This window comes from Bacteroides sp. CACC 737 (genome assembly GCF_013874375.1).
Classification (GTDB): Bacteria; Bacteroidota; Bacteroidia; order Bacteroidales; family Bacteroidaceae; genus Bacteroides; species Bacteroides uniformis.
This window is the reverse complement of the sequence record NZ_CP059408.1, coordinates 1,696,179-1,711,855: the sequence shown is the minus strand read 5'-3', so window position 1 is coordinate 1,711,855 and position 15,677 is coordinate 1,696,179. Positions and strand designations below refer to the sequence as shown.

12 protein-coding genes and 2 tRNA genes are annotated in these 15,677 nt (G+C 43.2%); 6 read left to right on the top strand and 8 right to left on the bottom strand.

Going from position 1 to position 15,677, the window contains the following annotated elements:
• The first annotated feature begins 42 nt into the window (after nucleotides 1–42).
• The 4 genes from htpG (at nucleotide 43) to H1A11_RS07410 (ending at nucleotide 4,816) form a co-directional block, all read left to right on the top strand.
• Nucleotides 43–2,091, top strand: coding sequence for a molecular chaperone HtpG (gene htpG / locus H1A11_RS07425; protein WP_138345456.1), 2,049 nt, complete (start codon nucleotides 43–45; stop codon nucleotides 2,089–2,091).
• A gap of 180 nt (nucleotides 2,092–2,271) precedes the next feature.
• A complete protein-coding gene (locus tag H1A11_RS07420) occupies nucleotides 2,272–4,569 on the top strand; it encodes a patatin-like phospholipase family protein (protein ID WP_117601669.1) in 2,298 nt (765 codons plus the stop codon).
• A 75-nt stretch (nucleotides 4,570–4,644) separates the two neighbouring features.
• Nucleotides 4,645–4,718: transfer RNA gene (locus tag H1A11_RS07415), tRNA-Arg, on the top strand.
• Between the two features lie 24 nt (nucleotides 4,719–4,742).
• Nucleotides 4,743–4,816: transfer RNA gene (locus H1A11_RS07410), tRNA-Arg, on the top strand.
• 477 nt (nucleotides 4,817–5,293) lie between these two features.
• On the opposite strand, the gene dapA is transcribed toward H1A11_RS07410, so the two are convergent.
• Complete coding sequence (dapA, locus tag H1A11_RS07405) at nucleotides 5,294–6,187, bottom strand: 4-hydroxy-tetrahydrodipicolinate synthase (RefSeq protein WP_087332404.1); 894 nt, start codon at nucleotides 6,185–6,187, stop codon at nucleotides 5,294–5,296.
• Between the two features lie 103 nt (nucleotides 6,188–6,290).
• Nucleotides 6,291–8,288, bottom strand: coding sequence for an NAD-dependent DNA ligase LigA (ligA, locus tag H1A11_RS07400; protein ID WP_174646826.1), 1,998 nt, complete (start codon nucleotides 8,286–8,288; stop codon nucleotides 6,291–6,293).
• 89 nt (nucleotides 8,289–8,377) lie between these two features.
• On the opposite strand from ligA, the gene trmD reads away from it, so the two are divergent.
• Nucleotides 8,378–9,055, top strand: coding sequence for a tRNA (guanosine(37)-N1)-methyltransferase TrmD (gene trmD / locus H1A11_RS07395; RefSeq protein ID WP_005837186.1), 678 nt, complete (start codon nucleotides 8,378–8,380; stop codon nucleotides 9,053–9,055).
• 93 nt (nucleotides 9,056–9,148) lie between these two features.
• Here trmD and H1A11_RS07390 read toward each other — a convergent pair whose 3' ends face one another.
• The 5 genes from H1A11_RS07390 to H1A11_RS07370 form a co-directional block, all read right to left on the bottom strand.
• Nucleotides 9,149–10,060: a dihydroorotate dehydrogenase gene (locus tag H1A11_RS07390; RefSeq protein WP_117601667.1), complete on the bottom strand. Its 912-nt coding sequence runs from the start codon at nucleotides 10,058–10,060 to the stop codon at nucleotides 9,149–9,151.
• Entirely contained in the window at nucleotides 10,048–10,824 is a 777-nt protein-coding gene (locus H1A11_RS07385) for a dihydroorotate dehydrogenase electron transfer subunit (protein WP_117601666.1), read from the bottom strand. Before H1A11_RS07385 ends, H1A11_RS07390 begins: the two co-directional genes overlap by 13 nt.
• Before the next feature lie 117 nt (nucleotides 10,825–10,941).
• On the bottom strand, nucleotides 10,942–11,403 hold the full coding sequence (locus H1A11_RS07380) for a helix-turn-helix domain-containing protein (protein ID WP_117601665.1): 462 nt from the start codon (nucleotides 11,401–11,403) through the stop codon (nucleotides 10,942–10,944).
• 910 nt (nucleotides 11,404–12,313) lie between these two features.
• Complete coding sequence (holA, locus tag H1A11_RS07375; protein ID WP_117601664.1) at nucleotides 12,314–13,333, bottom strand: DNA polymerase III subunit delta; 1,020 nt, start codon at nucleotides 13,331–13,333, stop codon at nucleotides 12,314–12,316.
• A gap of 39 nt (nucleotides 13,334–13,372) precedes the next feature.
• A complete protein-coding gene (locus H1A11_RS07370) occupies nucleotides 13,373–14,149 on the bottom strand; it encodes an AMP nucleosidase (RefSeq protein ID WP_174646825.1) in 777 nt (258 codons plus the stop codon).
• Nucleotides 14,150–14,213: 64 nt separating this feature from the next.
• Here H1A11_RS07370 and H1A11_RS07365 point away from each other — a divergent pair, with 64 nt between their 5' ends.
• Nucleotides 14,214–14,663, top strand: coding sequence for a type I restriction enzyme HsdR N-terminal domain-containing protein (locus H1A11_RS07365; protein WP_117601662.1), 450 nt, complete (start codon nucleotides 14,214–14,216; stop codon nucleotides 14,661–14,663).
• A 30-nt stretch (nucleotides 14,664–14,693) separates the two neighbouring features.
• Here H1A11_RS07365 and H1A11_RS07360 read toward each other — a convergent pair whose 3' ends face one another.
• The gene (locus tag H1A11_RS07360; RefSeq protein WP_117964564.1) at nucleotides 14,694–15,584 is read right to left on the bottom strand and encodes a CblA family class A beta-lactamase; all 891 of its coding nucleotides are present in this window, start codon (nucleotides 15,582–15,584) and stop codon (nucleotides 14,694–14,696) included.
• Between the last annotated feature and the right edge of the window lie 93 nt (nucleotides 15,585–15,677).

Here is a 15,677-nt window from a genome sequence, read left to right as displayed (position 1 = left end):
CGGAATAATTAAAAATATAAATCTAAAAAATATAAATGTAGTATGCAAAAAGGTAATATTGGGGTAACTACTGAGAATATCTTCCCCGTCATTAAAAAGTTCTTGTATAGTGATCATGAAATTTTTCTCCGTGAGTTGGTTTCTAATGCGGTTGATGCTACACAGAAGCTGAGAACGCTCTCCTCTATCGGTGAGTTCAAGGGTGAAGTTGGCGATTTAACCGTACATGTTTCGCTGGGAAAAGATACCATTACGGTGTCCGACCATGGTATAGGTCTTACGGCTGAAGAAATAGACAAGTATATTAACCAGATAGCTTTCTCTGGCGCCAATGACTTCCTTGAGAAATATAAAAACGATGCCAACGCCATCATCGGCCATTTCGGATTGGGTTTCTATTCGGCTTTTATGGTTGCCAAGAAAGTCGAAATCATCACTAAATCCTATCGGGAAGGCACCCAGGCTGTAAAGTGGACATGCGATGGCAGTCCGGAGTTTACGATTGAAGACACTGATAAGGCAGAACGTGGTACGGATATCGTTCTTTACATAGACGATGACTGCAAGGAATTCCTTGAAGAAGCACGCATCTCCTCTTTGTTGAAGAAGTATTGCAGTTTCCTCCCTATTCCGGTTGCATTCGGCAAGAAGAAAGAATGGAAAGACGGCAAGCAGGTTGAAACTGCCGAGGATAATATCATCAATGATTCCAACCCGTTGTGGACGCTGAAACCCAGCGAATTGAAAGATGAAGATTATAAGAAGTTCTACCGTGACCTTTATCCTATGTCCGACGAACCTTTATTCTGGATTCATCTGAATGTGGATTATCCGTTCCACCTTACCGGTATTCTGTACTTCCCTAAAGTGAAAAGCAACATTGAGTTGAACAAGAATAAGATTCAGCTCTACTGTAACCAGGTATATGTAACGGATTCGGTGGAAGGTATTGTTCCTGATTTCTTGACCCTGCTGCATGGTGTGCTCGATTCACCGGACATTCCATTGAACGTTTCCCGTTCTTATCTGCAGAGCGATGCCAACGTGAAGAAGATTTCTACATATATCACGAAGAAGGTGTCAGACCGTTTGCAGTCTATCTTCAAGAATGACCGTAAACAGTTTGAGGAAAAGTGGAATGACTTGAAAATCTTCATCAACTACGGAATGCTTACGCAGGAAGATTTCTATGATAGAGCCAAGGATTTTGCCCTTTTCACCGATACAGACAGCAAATATTATACTTTCGAAGAGTATAAGACGTTGATTAAAGATAACCAGACGGATAAGGATGGAAATCTGATTTATCTGTATGCCAACAATAAAGATGAACAATACAGCTACATAGAGGCCGCTACGAATAAAGGATACAATGTGCTGTTGATGGATGGACAGCTGGACATTGCGGTGGTGAGCATGTTGGAACAGAAGTTCGAAAAGGTTCGCTTCACTCGTGTAGACAGCGATATTATTGATAATCTGATTGTCAAGGAAGACAAGAAGAATGAAGCGTTGGAAGCCGGTAAGCAGGAAGTTCTTTCTTCCATCTTCAAGAGCCAGTTGCCCAAGATGGATAAGACGGAGTTCAACATCACGGCGCAGGCTTTGGGCGAAAACGCCACTCCTATCATGATAACTCAGAGCGAGTACATGCGCCGTATGAAGGAAATGGCCAATATTCAGGCTGGAATGAGCTTCTATGGCGAAATGCCGGATATGTTTAACCTAGTATTGAATTCAGACCATAAGCTGGTGAAGGAAGTGCTGGCAGATGAGGACAAGGAATGTGCTGCTGCCGTTGCTCCAGTTCAGGCAGAGATGGATGAAGTGAACAAGCAACGTAATGAGTTGAAAAAGAAGCAGGAAGGAAAGAAAGATGAGGATATACCGACTGCCGAAAAAGATAAGGTAAGTGAGCTGGATAAGAAGTGGAATGAACTGAAAACGCAGAAAGAAGGTGTCTTTGCCGATTATGCAGCCAAGAATAAGGTTGTCCGTCAGCTGATAGATTTGGCACTGTTGCAGAATGGTATGTTGAAAGGTGAAGCTTTGAACAACTTTGTCAAGAGAAGCATTGACCTGATAAAATAAGTCCCTTTAAATTTGCATTTAATATATGCAAGGGTATTGTGATTCTTCAGAGTCGCAATACCCTTTTTTATTCATTTTCACCAATTATAAAGTGATTTTCTCCGTTGAATACGGCATTTTTAGAAACTATTGTTTATATTTGGGGCAATGAACATTTATCTTACTCGGAATCGCATAGTTATGAAAAGAGTTTTATTGTTTTTGTCGTTTCTTCTATGTACCTTTGTTTTACAAGCTCAGAAAGTGGGGCTTGTATTGAGTGGCGGTGGAGCAAAAGGCATGACTCATATTGGCATTATCCGGGCTTTGGAAGAGAATAATATCCCCATTGATTATATAACCGGAACCTCTATGGGAGCTATCATCGGTTCGCTGTATGCTATGGGGTATTCTCCGGACGATATGGAGGCGCTCTTGCGCTCTCCCGACTTTAAGCGTTGGTATTCGGGTAAAGTGGAGCCCAAATACGAGTATTATTTTAAAAAGAATCGTCCTTCACCGGAATTTTTCAATATCCGTTTCGCTTTTAGAGACTCGCTGCATATAAAGCCTCAGATACTTCCCACAAGCATGGTCAACCCCATACAGATGAATCTGGTATTTGTGGAATTGTTTGCACGCGCTACGGCTGCATGTGGCGGTAATTTCAACAAACTGTTTGTCCCCTTTCGCTGTATAGCATCCGATGTGTACAATAAAAAGCCATTGGTATTGGGTAAAGGGGATTTGGGGGATGCGGTACGTGCTTCCATGAGCTTTCCATTTGTCTTTAAACCGATAGAAATAGACAGTACACTTGCTTATGATGGCGGTATTTATAATAATTTCCCTACGGATGTGATGCGGGAAGATTTTCATCCGGATGTCATTATTGGCAGTGTGGTGGCGGCAAATCCCGGTAAGCCGAAGGAGAATGACCTGATGAGCCAATTGGAGAATATGATTATGCAGAAGACCGATTATTCCATTCCGGACTCATTGGGTATAGTCATGACCTTCAAGTACGATGATGTCAACCTGCTGGATTTTGACCGTCTGCAGGAATTGCACGATATAGGCTACAACCGTACTCTTAATATGATGGATTCCATCAAAAGCCGTGTTCACCGTAGGGTGAATGCTGATAATGTGCGTTTGAGGCGCCTTGTTTTCCGGAGTAACCTACCTCAATTCCGTTTCCGGGATATTATTATTGAAGGGGCGAATGCCCAACAGCAAGCCTACATCAAAAAAGAATTCCATGATGAGGAGCATGAAGTTTTTACTTATGAAGACTTGAAGCGCGGGTATTTTCGTTTGCTGGCAGATAATATGATTTCGGAAATAGTTCCTCACGCAGTGTATGATTCGGAAGCCGATTTATATCAGCTGCATTTGAAGGTGAAGATGGAGGATAATTTTTCCGTGCGTCTGGGGGGCAGTGTCTCTACTACGAGCTCAAACCAAATCTATTTGGGGGTAGGATATCAGAACTTGAATTATTATTCCAAGGAAATAACTTTTGACGGTCAGTTGGGTAAGATTTATAATAATGCACAGTTGATGGGTAAGATTGATTTGCCTACCCGCATACCTACATCCTTTCGTTTTATTGCTTCAATCAGTACCTTCGATTACTACAAGAAGGATAAGTTGTTTTCCAAGAATGACAAGCCTTCATTCAATTCAAAAGATGAGCGCTTTGTGAAGTTGATGGTTGCCTTGCCGTTTCTGGCTAATAAGCGTGCGGAGTTCAGTCTGGGGTATGGCCAACTGGAAGATAACTATTTTCAATCCAGCGTAATAGATTTCGATAAGGACCGTTCGGACAGAAGTACATACAAACTTTTGGGAGGTTCCATCGGTTTCTATGGGAGTACCCTAAATACGCGGCAATACGCGACAAAAGGTTATTTGGAGAAGCTGATAGCCCAGGTCTTTACCGGGAGGGAAAGATTTGAACCTGGGAATCCGCAAGAAGGGTACAGTCCTTCCCCGCAAGAACGGCAATCATGGTTGCAAATTTCTTATATGAAGGAGGCATATCACACAATGGGACCGAAGTTCACCTTGGGATGGATGGCAGAAGCACTGTATTCGTCGAAAAATTTTTCTGAGAATTATACGGCAACTATGATGCAGGCAGGAGAATTTGCACCGACTCCACATAGTAAACTGATGTACAATGAAGCTTTTCGTGCCAACCAATATGTGGCTGCCGGCATCAAACCGATATATGTTTTGAATGATATGTTCCAGTTTCGGACAGAATTTTATGGCTTTACGCCGATTTTTCCGATAAAAAAGAATGCATTGAATAAAGCGTATTATGGAAAAGCATTCTCCCGCTTTGAGTATATGGGAGAAGTTTCTGTTATTTGTCATTTGCCCTTCGGAGCCATCTCTGCTTATGTAAATCATTATAGCTCACCGAGAAGGGAGTGGAATGTGGGGATGACAATCGGCTGGCAGTTGTTTAATTATCGCTTTGTCGAATAAATTTCTTCAAAAAAAGTTTGTATATTGTTTGCTAATTCGGAAAAAGTACGTATCTTTGCACCCGTTAAACAAAGAGGCCGCGTAGCTCAACTGAATAGAGTAGCTGACTACGGATCAGCCGGTTACAGGTTTGAATCCTGTCGCGGTCACAAGTTTTCATAATTTTTTTTAAGGGTCGCGTAGCTCAACTGAATAGAGTAGCTGACTACGGATCAGCCGGTTACAGGTTTGAATCCTGTCGCGATCACAAAGGATCTCCGCAAGAAAACTTGCGGAGATCCTTTGTTTTTACAGCTATCTCCCCTTGTATGGCACTGGCGCGTGTTTTGCTAAGTAAAACAAACTGTTTCCCTTAACTAAACACTTTGTTTCATTATGGAGAACACTTTGTTTCCCTTGACAGAACACTTTGTTCCATCATATAAAAACAAAGTGTTTTTCTCTGCTGAAACAAAGTGTTCAGTATTGTGAACTAATAGATTAGCTGAAATAATAGTCTTGTCTTGATTGAGCTAGAGACGTCTTTTTCTCGATTTAACCAGATGTCTTTTTGCTTTATAACGTAATCAGTAGACTGTTTTGGGATTATTGTACTGATAAATATAGTCACATAGGAAAAAAAGAAGGAGTTAATTCCGTGTTTCCACAAAATTAACTCCTTGCATAGCTGATATTAATATGTTGTATACTGGAAATTAATATCCTATAGGGGCGGTATAAGACCTTAGCATTTGATGTTCAATTCATCCAGAATCTTGCGCATGGCTTCGAAGGTGGTGATTCTGGTCGGTACCAATGGCAGGCGGAGCTTGTTCTCAATCATTCCCATTGCGTTCAGCATGGCTTTTACTCCGGCAGGGTTGCCGTCTACAAACAGAAGCTTGAATAATTCGGCAAATTTGTGGTGAATGGTCAATGCATTGGCATAGTCCCCTTGCAGTGCCAGACGTACCATACGGCTGAACTCACGCGGGAACGCGTTTCCAATGACCGAGATGATGCCGACGGCCCCCAAAGTAATCAGAGGGAAGGTGATGCCGTCATCGCCCGAAATAACGTCGAAATTGGCCGGTTTGTTTTTGATGATGTCGTCCATCTGCGTGATGTCGCCCGAAGCTTCTTTGACGGCTATCACATTCTTGAAATCACGTGCAATGCGCAGGGTTGTTTCCGCCTTCATGTTCACGCCGGTACGACCGGGGACATTATAAAGCACAATCGGTAAATCCGTTGCTTCAGAAATGGCCTTATAATGCTGATATATACCTTCTTGCGATGGCTTGTTGTAATATGGAACGACGGATAGAATGGCATCTACTCCGGTGAAATCGTCATTTTTCAGTGTTTCCACTATGGCCCGGGTGTTGTTTCCACCTACGCCCAGCAGGATAGGAATTCTTCCGTTCACTCGCTCGATGACCATTTTCTTGATTTTCTTTTTCTCTTCTTCAGTCAGAGTCGGAGTTTCTGCTGTGGTGCCGAGCACACATAAAAAGTCGGTATTGTTTTGAAGTTGATAGTCTACCAAACGCATCAACGCATCGTAATCAACGCTTTCATCCTCTTTAAATGGAGTAATCAGCGCTACCCCCATTCCTTTCAATCTTGTCTGTATCATGAGTATTATAAAGTAATCTCTAATTAAATGACTCGCAAAAGTACGAATTTTTTCGATTTACCCTACAAATATAAGCCATAAAAAAGCTTTTTGTGGAAATTTGTTAGGATAGCAATGCCAAAAACTCATCTTCGCTCATAATCTTTACTCCCAGTTTCTGCGCTTTCTCCAGTTTGGCAGGTCCCATATTTTCTCCGGCCAGGATAAAGCTGGTTTTGGAGGAGATACTTCCGACGTTTTTTCCACCGTTCTTTTCAATCATCTCTTTGTATTCGTCCCGTGAGTGGTGGGTGAATACGCCGCTGATGACGATGGACTGGCCCGCCAGTTTGTCGGTGTATCCGCTGAGGTCTTCTTCTGTCCGGTGGAGTTGCAGACCGTTCGATTTCAGCCGTTCCACCAGCTCTCTGTTGGTAGGATTGGAGAAGTAAGTTATAATGCTCTGCGCTATTTTTTCACCGATTTCATCGATGTTTTTCAGCTTTTCGAGGTCTGCGTTTTCCAGCTCTTCGATGTCCATAAAGGACTTGGCTATTTTCTTGGCAACCGTTTCTCCCACGAAGCGTATGCCCAGTGCAAAGAGCACTCTTTCGAATGGCACTTCTTTACTTGCCGCAATACCGTTGACTATGTTTTCTGCCGATTTTTCGCCCATCCGTTCCAGGTTCTTGATGTCGTCGGTTTTGAGCCGGTATAAATCTGCAGTATCTTTTATCAGTCCCAATCGGTAGAACATATCTACAGTTTCAGGTCCCAGTCCGTCTATATTCATGGCTTTGCGGCTGATGAAATGCTCTATCTTCCCTTTAATCTGCGGAGGGCAAGCGGTTTCATTGGGGCAATAGTGGGCTGCTTCTCCTTCAAAACGTATCAGTTTGCTGCCGCATTCGGGACAATGGGTGATGAATTTCACTTTTTCACCGATAAGCATACTGCGGGCATCCTTATCGACACCGGTTATTTTGGGGATGATTTCACCGCCTTTTTCCACATACACCATGTCGCCTATATGCAGATCCAACCCCTCGATAATATCTGCATTGTGCAGGGAGGCACGTTTCACAATGGTGCCGGATAGTTGTACGGGGTCCAGGTTGGCGACCGGAGTCACTGCACCGGTGCGTCCTACCTGGTAGGTAACCTTGTTCAATCGTGTTAGTGCCCGTTCTGCCTGGAATTTATATGCGATGGCCCATCGGGGAGACTTGGCTGTGAATCCTAAATTCTTCTGCTGCCTCAAGCTGTTGACTTTTAGTACAATACCATCAGTAGCCACCGGAAGGTTCTTACGCTCCGTGTTCCAATAATTGATGTACTCGAAGACTTCCTCCAGGCTGTGGGCTTTTCTGGCGTGCTCTGATGTTTTAAATCCCCAGCTGGCGGCAGCTTGCAGGTTTTCGTAATGGCCGTCGCAGGGCAATTCTTCTCCCAATAGATAGTAGAGATAAGCATCCAGCTTTCTGGATGCTACGATGGCGGAATTCTGCAACTTCAAGGTACCGGAAGCAGCGTTGCGCGGATTGGCGAAAAGCGGTTCCTCACGTGCTTCCTTTTCCCGGTTCAGTTCTTCGAAAATCACCCAGGGCATCAGGATTTCCCCTCTGATTTCGAATGACTTAGGATAATTCCCGTGGAGGACCAGCGGAATCGTCCGGATTGTCTTTACATTGTCCGTCACATCATCGCCCTTTTCGCCGTCGCCACGGGTGACGGCACGCACCAGTTTGCCATCCTCGTAAGTCAGCGAGATGGAAGTACCGTCATACTTCAGCTCGCAGCAGATTTCAAACTCCTCGTTCAACGCTTTTTTTACCCGTTCGTAAAAGTCGGTCACTTCGTTTTCGGAATAGGTGTTTCCCAATGAAAGCATGGGATATTTGTGTGCCACTTGTGTGAAGTTCTTATTTAAATCACTTCCTACACGCATCGTGGGCGAATTATCATCTTGGTATTCAGGATGTTCTTTCTCTAAATCTTGTAGCTCGCGCATCAGGTCGTCAAACTCCTTGTCGGATATTTCAGGAGCATTCAGCACATAATAATTGTAGTTGTGCTGGTGTAATTCCGCACGGAGCTGGTCTATTTTTTCTTTTACAGTCATAGGGTTTTCGGATTGTTTGAACGCAAAAATACGGGTTTCTCCCCGAATATTTGTACTTTTGCAGCTTGAAATAGCTAAAATAAAGTTATATGCGCATTGACATTATCACAGTTTTACCGGAGATGATTGAGGGATTCTTCAACTGCTCCATCATGAAACGTGCTCAAAATAAAGGGCTTGCAGAGATACATATCCATAATCTTCGTGATTATACGGAAGATAAGTACCGTCGTGTAGACGATTATCCGTTTGGTGGCTTTGCCGGAATGGTCATGAAAATAGAGCCGATAGAGCGGTGTATCAACGCTTTGAAGGCTGAGCGGGATTACGACGAGGTTATCTTTACCACCCCCGATGGTGAGCAGTTCAATCAGCCGATGGCAAATACTCTTTCCCTTGCCCAGAATCTCATCATTCTCTGCGGGCATTTCAAAGGGATAGATTACCGGATTCGCGAGCATCTCATCACCAAGGAAATCAGTATCGGTGACTATGTGTTGACTGGCGGAGAACTGGCGGCTGCTGTCATGGCAGATGCCATCGTCCGTATCATTCCGGGAGTGATTTCCGATGAGCAGTCTGCACTTTCAGATTCCTTTCAGGACAATCTGCTGGCTGCACCGGTCTATACGCGTCCCGCTGATTACAATGGATGGAAGGTTCCGGATATTTTACTTTCTGGACACGAGGCCAAGATTAAGGAATGGGAGCTGCAACAGTCATTAGAAAGAACCCGTAGACTGCGCCCAGATTTGTTGGGAGAGTAAGTTTACTGATGTAAATAAAAAGAAAAAGGACATTCGTCAATGAATGTCCTTTTTTGTGAATATATATTGCGAATGGCAATCTCTTGTTATTCTTTATACCTCAAGTGCACCGATAATGTCCTTTACAGACTGATAACCGTGTCTGTCGAGATAGTCATTTATTCCTTCTACCACTTTCACCGTAACCGCCGGATCAATGAAGTTTGCCGTACCAATCTGGATGGCGGAGGCACCTGCAAGCATGAATTCCACAGCATCTTTCCAGTTCATGATACCTCCCAAGCCTATGACGGGGATTTTTACCGCCTTGGCCACTTGCCATACCATACGTAAGGCAATGGGTTTCACAGCTGCACCAGACATACCACCGGTTACAGTGGAGAGTATCGGACGCCTGCGTTCCGCGTCTATAGCCATTCCTAGCAGGGTATTGATAAGGGAAACGCTGTCTGCACCGCCATTTTCGGCTGCGCGGGCTATTTCGGTGATGTCGGTAACGTTCGGTGAGAGCTTTACGATAAGTGTCTTTTTGTAAACTGAGCGCACGGCTTTCACCACTTCTTCTGCTCCTTTGGCGGTAACACCGAATGCCATTCCTCCTTGCTTCACATTGGGGCAAGAGATGTTCAACTCTATGGCAGGAATTTTGTCAAGTTCATTAATGATTGCGGCTGTTTCGGCATAGTCTTCGATGGCAGAACCCGAAACATTTACAATCATGTTGGTCTGAATGTCCTTGATGCGGGGATAGATGTGTTCAACAAAGTAATGTACACCCTTATTTTGCAGTCCCACAGCGTTTAACATTCCCGAAGGAGTCTCTGCCATGCGCGGATATGGATTGCCTTCACGTTTGTGAAGGGTAGTTCCCTTTACAATTATACCACCTATTCGCGATAGTTCGATGAAATCGGCGAATTCTTCACCATATCCGAATGTTCCGGACGCAGTCATCACCGGATTATTCATTTGTAATTCACCGATATTTACATTTAAATCTGCCATAATAGTTTGTTTATATTAAAAACCGGACCTTCTTTACATACACACAAATGGCCTTCCGTGGTATTTTCCACACAGCATAGACAAGCGCCTATGCCACACGCCATCATATTCTCCAGAGATACTTCGCAACTGATGCCTTTACTTTTGGCATACTTTGCTACTGCCATCATCATCGGTTTGGGGCCGCAAGTATATATCTGCTCAAAGCACACCTTATTTAATATGGAGTGTTGCGTTACGTATCCCTTCTCTCCGTGGCTGCCATCTTCGGTGGTGGTATACACCTCGCCATAGGCGGCAAACTGTTCCAATTGAAGCAAATCTTTGTCACTTCTGGCACCCAGCAGGAAGGTTGGCTTGCAGCCTCTCTTGGCGAGCTGTTCGCCTAAATATAACATAGGAGCTGTACCTACACCTCCACCTACCAATAAGAGCTTGTCTGAGGGCTTTTCAGGCATTGTGAAGCAGTTTCCCAGCGGAAGCACTACATTGATTATGTCGCCTGCTTTTGCTTCGCCTAATCGCTTGGTTCCGTCACCTACGAGTTGGATTAAGAACCATACTTCGTTCCGTTGTCTATCTACATAATTGATGGAGATGGGGCGGCGCAAAAAAGTGGCAGGCGAACCGTCCACACGAATCTCTGCAAATTGTCCCGGAAGCATTTCCGGAAGTGGGGACGGAGAAGTCAGCTTCAACAACACATAGTTGGCATGCAAGCGGAGGTTCTCTGTCACTGTCAGATCTAAAATATACTTTTTCATATCTATAAAGAGGGATGTTTTTCTTTCGGGTGCAAAGATAGTGTAAACCGAGTGCAGAATAAAACGAACCCGTTTCTTTTTTATGCCGGGGCGTTAGTCTATTTCCATTCTCATTCCTTAATTTTCCGGTTTGAAAGTCTCGTAGGTATTGTCATCAAAGAAAATTCTTATTTCAGTGATTTTTCTGGGAGGTCTTTCTTTGTAGATAATCTCTTGTCTTACAATCTCTTTAGGTGCTTTTAGAGATGTTTCTAATGCAATTTCCTTGCGATTTTCAGTTTCATCCGGCCCTTTGGTCAGGTTTTCCGGATTCTCAGCGAATAAAGGATAGTCGAATCCATCGTTTTCGGGTGAATCCGGATTATTACTCATATTACCTTTTCCGGTAAGCAGCCACTCCAAGTTTATATCATTGTAGCGTTGATGTAATCGGAGAATAACTTCCGTACTTGGATATTTGTTACGCGGACCCAAGATGTGGGAAATGGTGGCTTGGGCCACGCCAATACTCTCGGCAAAAGCTCCTGCTGTCAGTTTCTCCCGGTCCATAACCATTTTGAACCTATCTTTTATACTCATGGTTTATGTGTTATTACAATTGTACATGCTATTTATTGGATTACAAAAGTAAAAAAATGACATCACAAAAGCAAATTAAAAATGTGATATTTTATGATTTACAAATGAAATGTTATTATTACAATATTCATCATTACAAATGCTATAATACAAATCATGGGTAAAATAGGTATTTATTTTAAGTTTAATAAAATGGTATATTTATCTAATTATTAGTGTGTTATATTGGTGATTTCTGATAATAAATACTATATTACATTTGTTTGTCGTTTATTTTATATAAAATATAATCTAATAATTTGATTAATCATTGTATATAATTTATATACATCTATTTATTGCTTGTAACTACATGGGTTAACCCCTACTCTATCATTTTTGTAAACTAATAGTTTACGATGTTGAATGTCGCTTATTACATTTGTTTTTTTAGATGTAATATTACATGTGTTATAATACACTCGTCATATAGATATATATGTAATGTGTTGAATTCACAATAGTCAATTATCCTAGTTGTGTATTACAACTATTGTACTCTTGAAAAGTGTAGCAGATTTCTTATATGACGATTTAAAGCTGAATTGCTCCATCTCTTCTTTTTTACTAAAGGAGAAAAAATGTGACATAAATAAGAGAATAAGATGCTTTATTTATTTTCTAGTCTTCAAGACTTAAATCCTTGCTTTATTTCTGTATAATTGGTCGATTCGTTATAAAAACGCGATTCTCAGAGCTTATAAATGGACGTAATTTGCTGTAAATATGAGTATTATCTTCTATTTTATAGTCTATGCTAAGGAGTAAAATAGAAAAAAGGGGGATAAATCCCCCTAAAAATGACATAATGATATCAAATCAGTCTGTTTTATGCTTTTTCCCTTTTATGGAAAAGTATACTGTATGGAAGTTAATGTAGAATCTTAAAGACCAATTCCCGGAGGATATCTCCATCGCTTAGGGAGGAATTTCCTACTCCTTTGGATTTGGCATCTGCATATCGAATCTCCCCGATTATCTGCATGGTCTTTACTCCGCTGTAACGACGCATGGCACTTAAGTATTCGCGCGACTGCCAGGGAGTCTTTAATCCTATGAAACTGGCAATACCCTGCTCCGTCTTTTCGGGCGCATAGTAAGCCAACATTAAGTTGGAGAAGAAGCCGAAAAGTAAAGATAAAGTCATCTGGATAGGATTCGTTTTCGGATTTTCTTCAAAATATTTTATTATTTTATTGGCCTTTAGTATGTCTTTTTCTACGATGGCACTGCGAAGTTCAAAGTTATTATAATCTTTGCTGATTCCGATGTTGCGTTCTATCTGTTCGGGGGTGACGCGTGTCTGACCTTTTGGAAGAGTTATAATCAGTTTTTCCAGTTCTCCCGTAAGGCGGCTGAGGTCCGTACCTACGAAATCGGCAAGCATGGAGGTAGCTTTGGGATCCAAATCTACACCTTTGCGCTTCATGTATGAGGTGATGAATGCCGGTAACTGGGCATCCTTTACCTTCTTGGATTCAAATAGAACCCCCACCTTCTCTATTTCGGCCACCAGCTTTTTTCTTCTGTCCAGCACCCCATGTTTGTGGCATAGAACAAGAATGGTGGAGTTCAACGGCTTTTGCAGGTAGTATGAAAGCTCTTCCATGTTGCGGATGGCCTGCGCTTCCTTTACGACTACGACCTGGCGTTCGGACATCATCGGATAGCGCTTGGCCGCATTGATGACAGTGGCTATATCCACATCTGCACCGTAGACTACGGTCAGGTTAAATTCCTTTTCGGTGTCAGTGAGAACATTGTCTACAATATAGTCGGAGATGAGGTCTATGTAATACGATTCCTCGCCCATGAGATAGTAGACGGGGCGGTATTGTTTGGCTCTCAACTCTTTTAGAATATCATCACAGGTCGTTTCTTGTTTTGCCATATAAAGTATGTGTTACGAGGGTATGTCCCGTAAAGAGGATTACCAGTCGAACTTCAAGTGTTTTACGGTTTTCTTCTCATCAATAATCATGCGCAGGGATGCAATTCCGATTTCAACATGCTCATTTACATAGTTCTGGGTAACCATGTTGTCGCTCTTGTCGGTTTTTACACCTTCCGGAATCATCGGTTGGTCCGAAACCAGCAGAAGGGCTCCCGTAGGAATATGATTGGCAAAACCACAACTGAATAAGGTTGCCGTTTCCATATCGACAGCCATGGCACGGGTTTTCTTCAGATATTCCTTGAACCCCTCGTCATGTTCCCAAATGCGGCGGTTGGTGGTGTATACGGTACCGGTCCAGTAGTCGCGGGCATAGTCGCGGATGGCGGAAGAAACGGCGCGTTGCAGCATAAATGCCGGGAGTGACGGGACTTCGGGCGGGAAGTAGTCGTTGGAAGTACCTTCGCCGCGGATGGCGGCTATGGGGAGGATGAGGTCCCCTATTCTATTTTTCTTGTCTATGCCGCCACACTTGCCTAGGAACAGACATGCCTTGGGCTTGATGGCGCTCAGCAAGTCCATGATAATGGCGGCATTAGGGCTTCCCATACCGAAATTAATGATGGTCATTCCTTCTGCGCTGGCAGATGTCATATTGGCATCTTTACCGAGAATGGGAACATTGAACTTTTTTGCGAAAATCTCTACATACTTGTTGAAGTTGGTTAACAGAATGTACTCTCCAAAATCCTCCAGGTTACGCTTTGTGTAACGGGGCAGCCAATTGGCTACGATTTCTTCTTTTGTTTTCATAAGATTTCATTAAATTTGTGTTCCCGAAAGACGGGAACCATTATTTAACTTACAAATGTAGTAAATGTTATCGTTAAACCTACCAGCATTCGATGCTAAAATTGCCGCAAGGAATGGAAAAAATGTTATTTTCGATGTAATCCGTCGTCGTTATGTTGCTTTGACGCCCGAAGAATGGGTGCGGCAGCACTTCGTCCACTTTCTTCTTGCTCACAAGGGGTATCCTCAGGCGCTTATGGCAAATGAAGTGCAGGTACAGCTGAATGGTACAAAGAAACGCTGTGATACGGTGCTTTATCGGCGTGACCTCACCGCCCGGATGATTGTGGAATACAAGGCGCCCGAAATAGAAATCACCCAAAAGGTTTTCGACCAGATTACCCGCTACAACATGGTGCTGAAAGTGGATTATCTGATTGTCAGCAACGGGCTTCAGCATTATTGTTGCCGCATAGATTACGAGCATAACAGCTATACTTTTCTGCAGGATATACCTGAGTATCAAGATTTATAGGAGGAGCTACCGATAGCCTTCTTGCCTTTCTCATCTCATCGCATCATATACCATGCGTGATATGCGGGCGATGATGTCTGCATTGTCCTCATCCGTCTCGTATGAGTCCATGATGAAGGTGGCAATGTAGTATTTCCGACCGTCGGGAAGAATAACGAGCCCGGCATCATTATCTGCAGTTTTCATACCGTCGGCATTGCGGTCGGAAGAACCGGTCTTGTGTCCTACCACGGTTTGGGCTGGCAACATACCTTTCAATTTGTTGGCGCCGGTTTCAGTATCTATCATGGTCTGCCACAAGAAGTCTTTCAGTTCCTTGTTGGAGAACAACTCTTTTTCATCGGCCGTTCTCAGTAGCTGGGCCATAGCGGAAGGAGTACTCCAGTTGCGGTATACAGCCTCGAAGCTGGAGTGCATGTCGTCTTCTGTTTCCGAGAGGTTGAAGGAGTCTATACCCAACCGGCGGATATAGTCATTGATATGTTTGATACCTCCTGCATATTCTATCAAGATGTCGCAGGCATTGTTGTCGCTTTGGGAAATGCTGTATTGCATCAGCTCCCTAAGCGTAATCGTGAAATCCTGGTCGGGAAACTTCTTCCGCAGGGGGCTGTAGGTATTGGGCAGCATTTGGGATGCCTTTATGGAAACAATGCTGTCCAGGCTGATGCTTTGCTTATCCATCTTGTCCAGTACGGCCAGTGCCACATGGAATTTGAATACACTGAGCAAGGGGAAGTGTACATGGTCGTTATACCGGAGCATGTCTCCTTTGTCTGTCCATACGGCTATACCAACGGTGGCTTTCTTGCCATTGAGAAGACTGTCAATCCGGTTTTCAAGTTCAGACATTTGCTGCGTCCGGACGACGGTAGCTATACAAGTGAATAAGGTAAGTATGGCGATGAAATATGCTTTCATAACTTCAATTTCTTTAAGAGGCAATTCGCACGCAAAGATACAACTTTTAGCAGCAAGTTGCTAAAATGAGTTATGGATTATGGGTTATAAGTG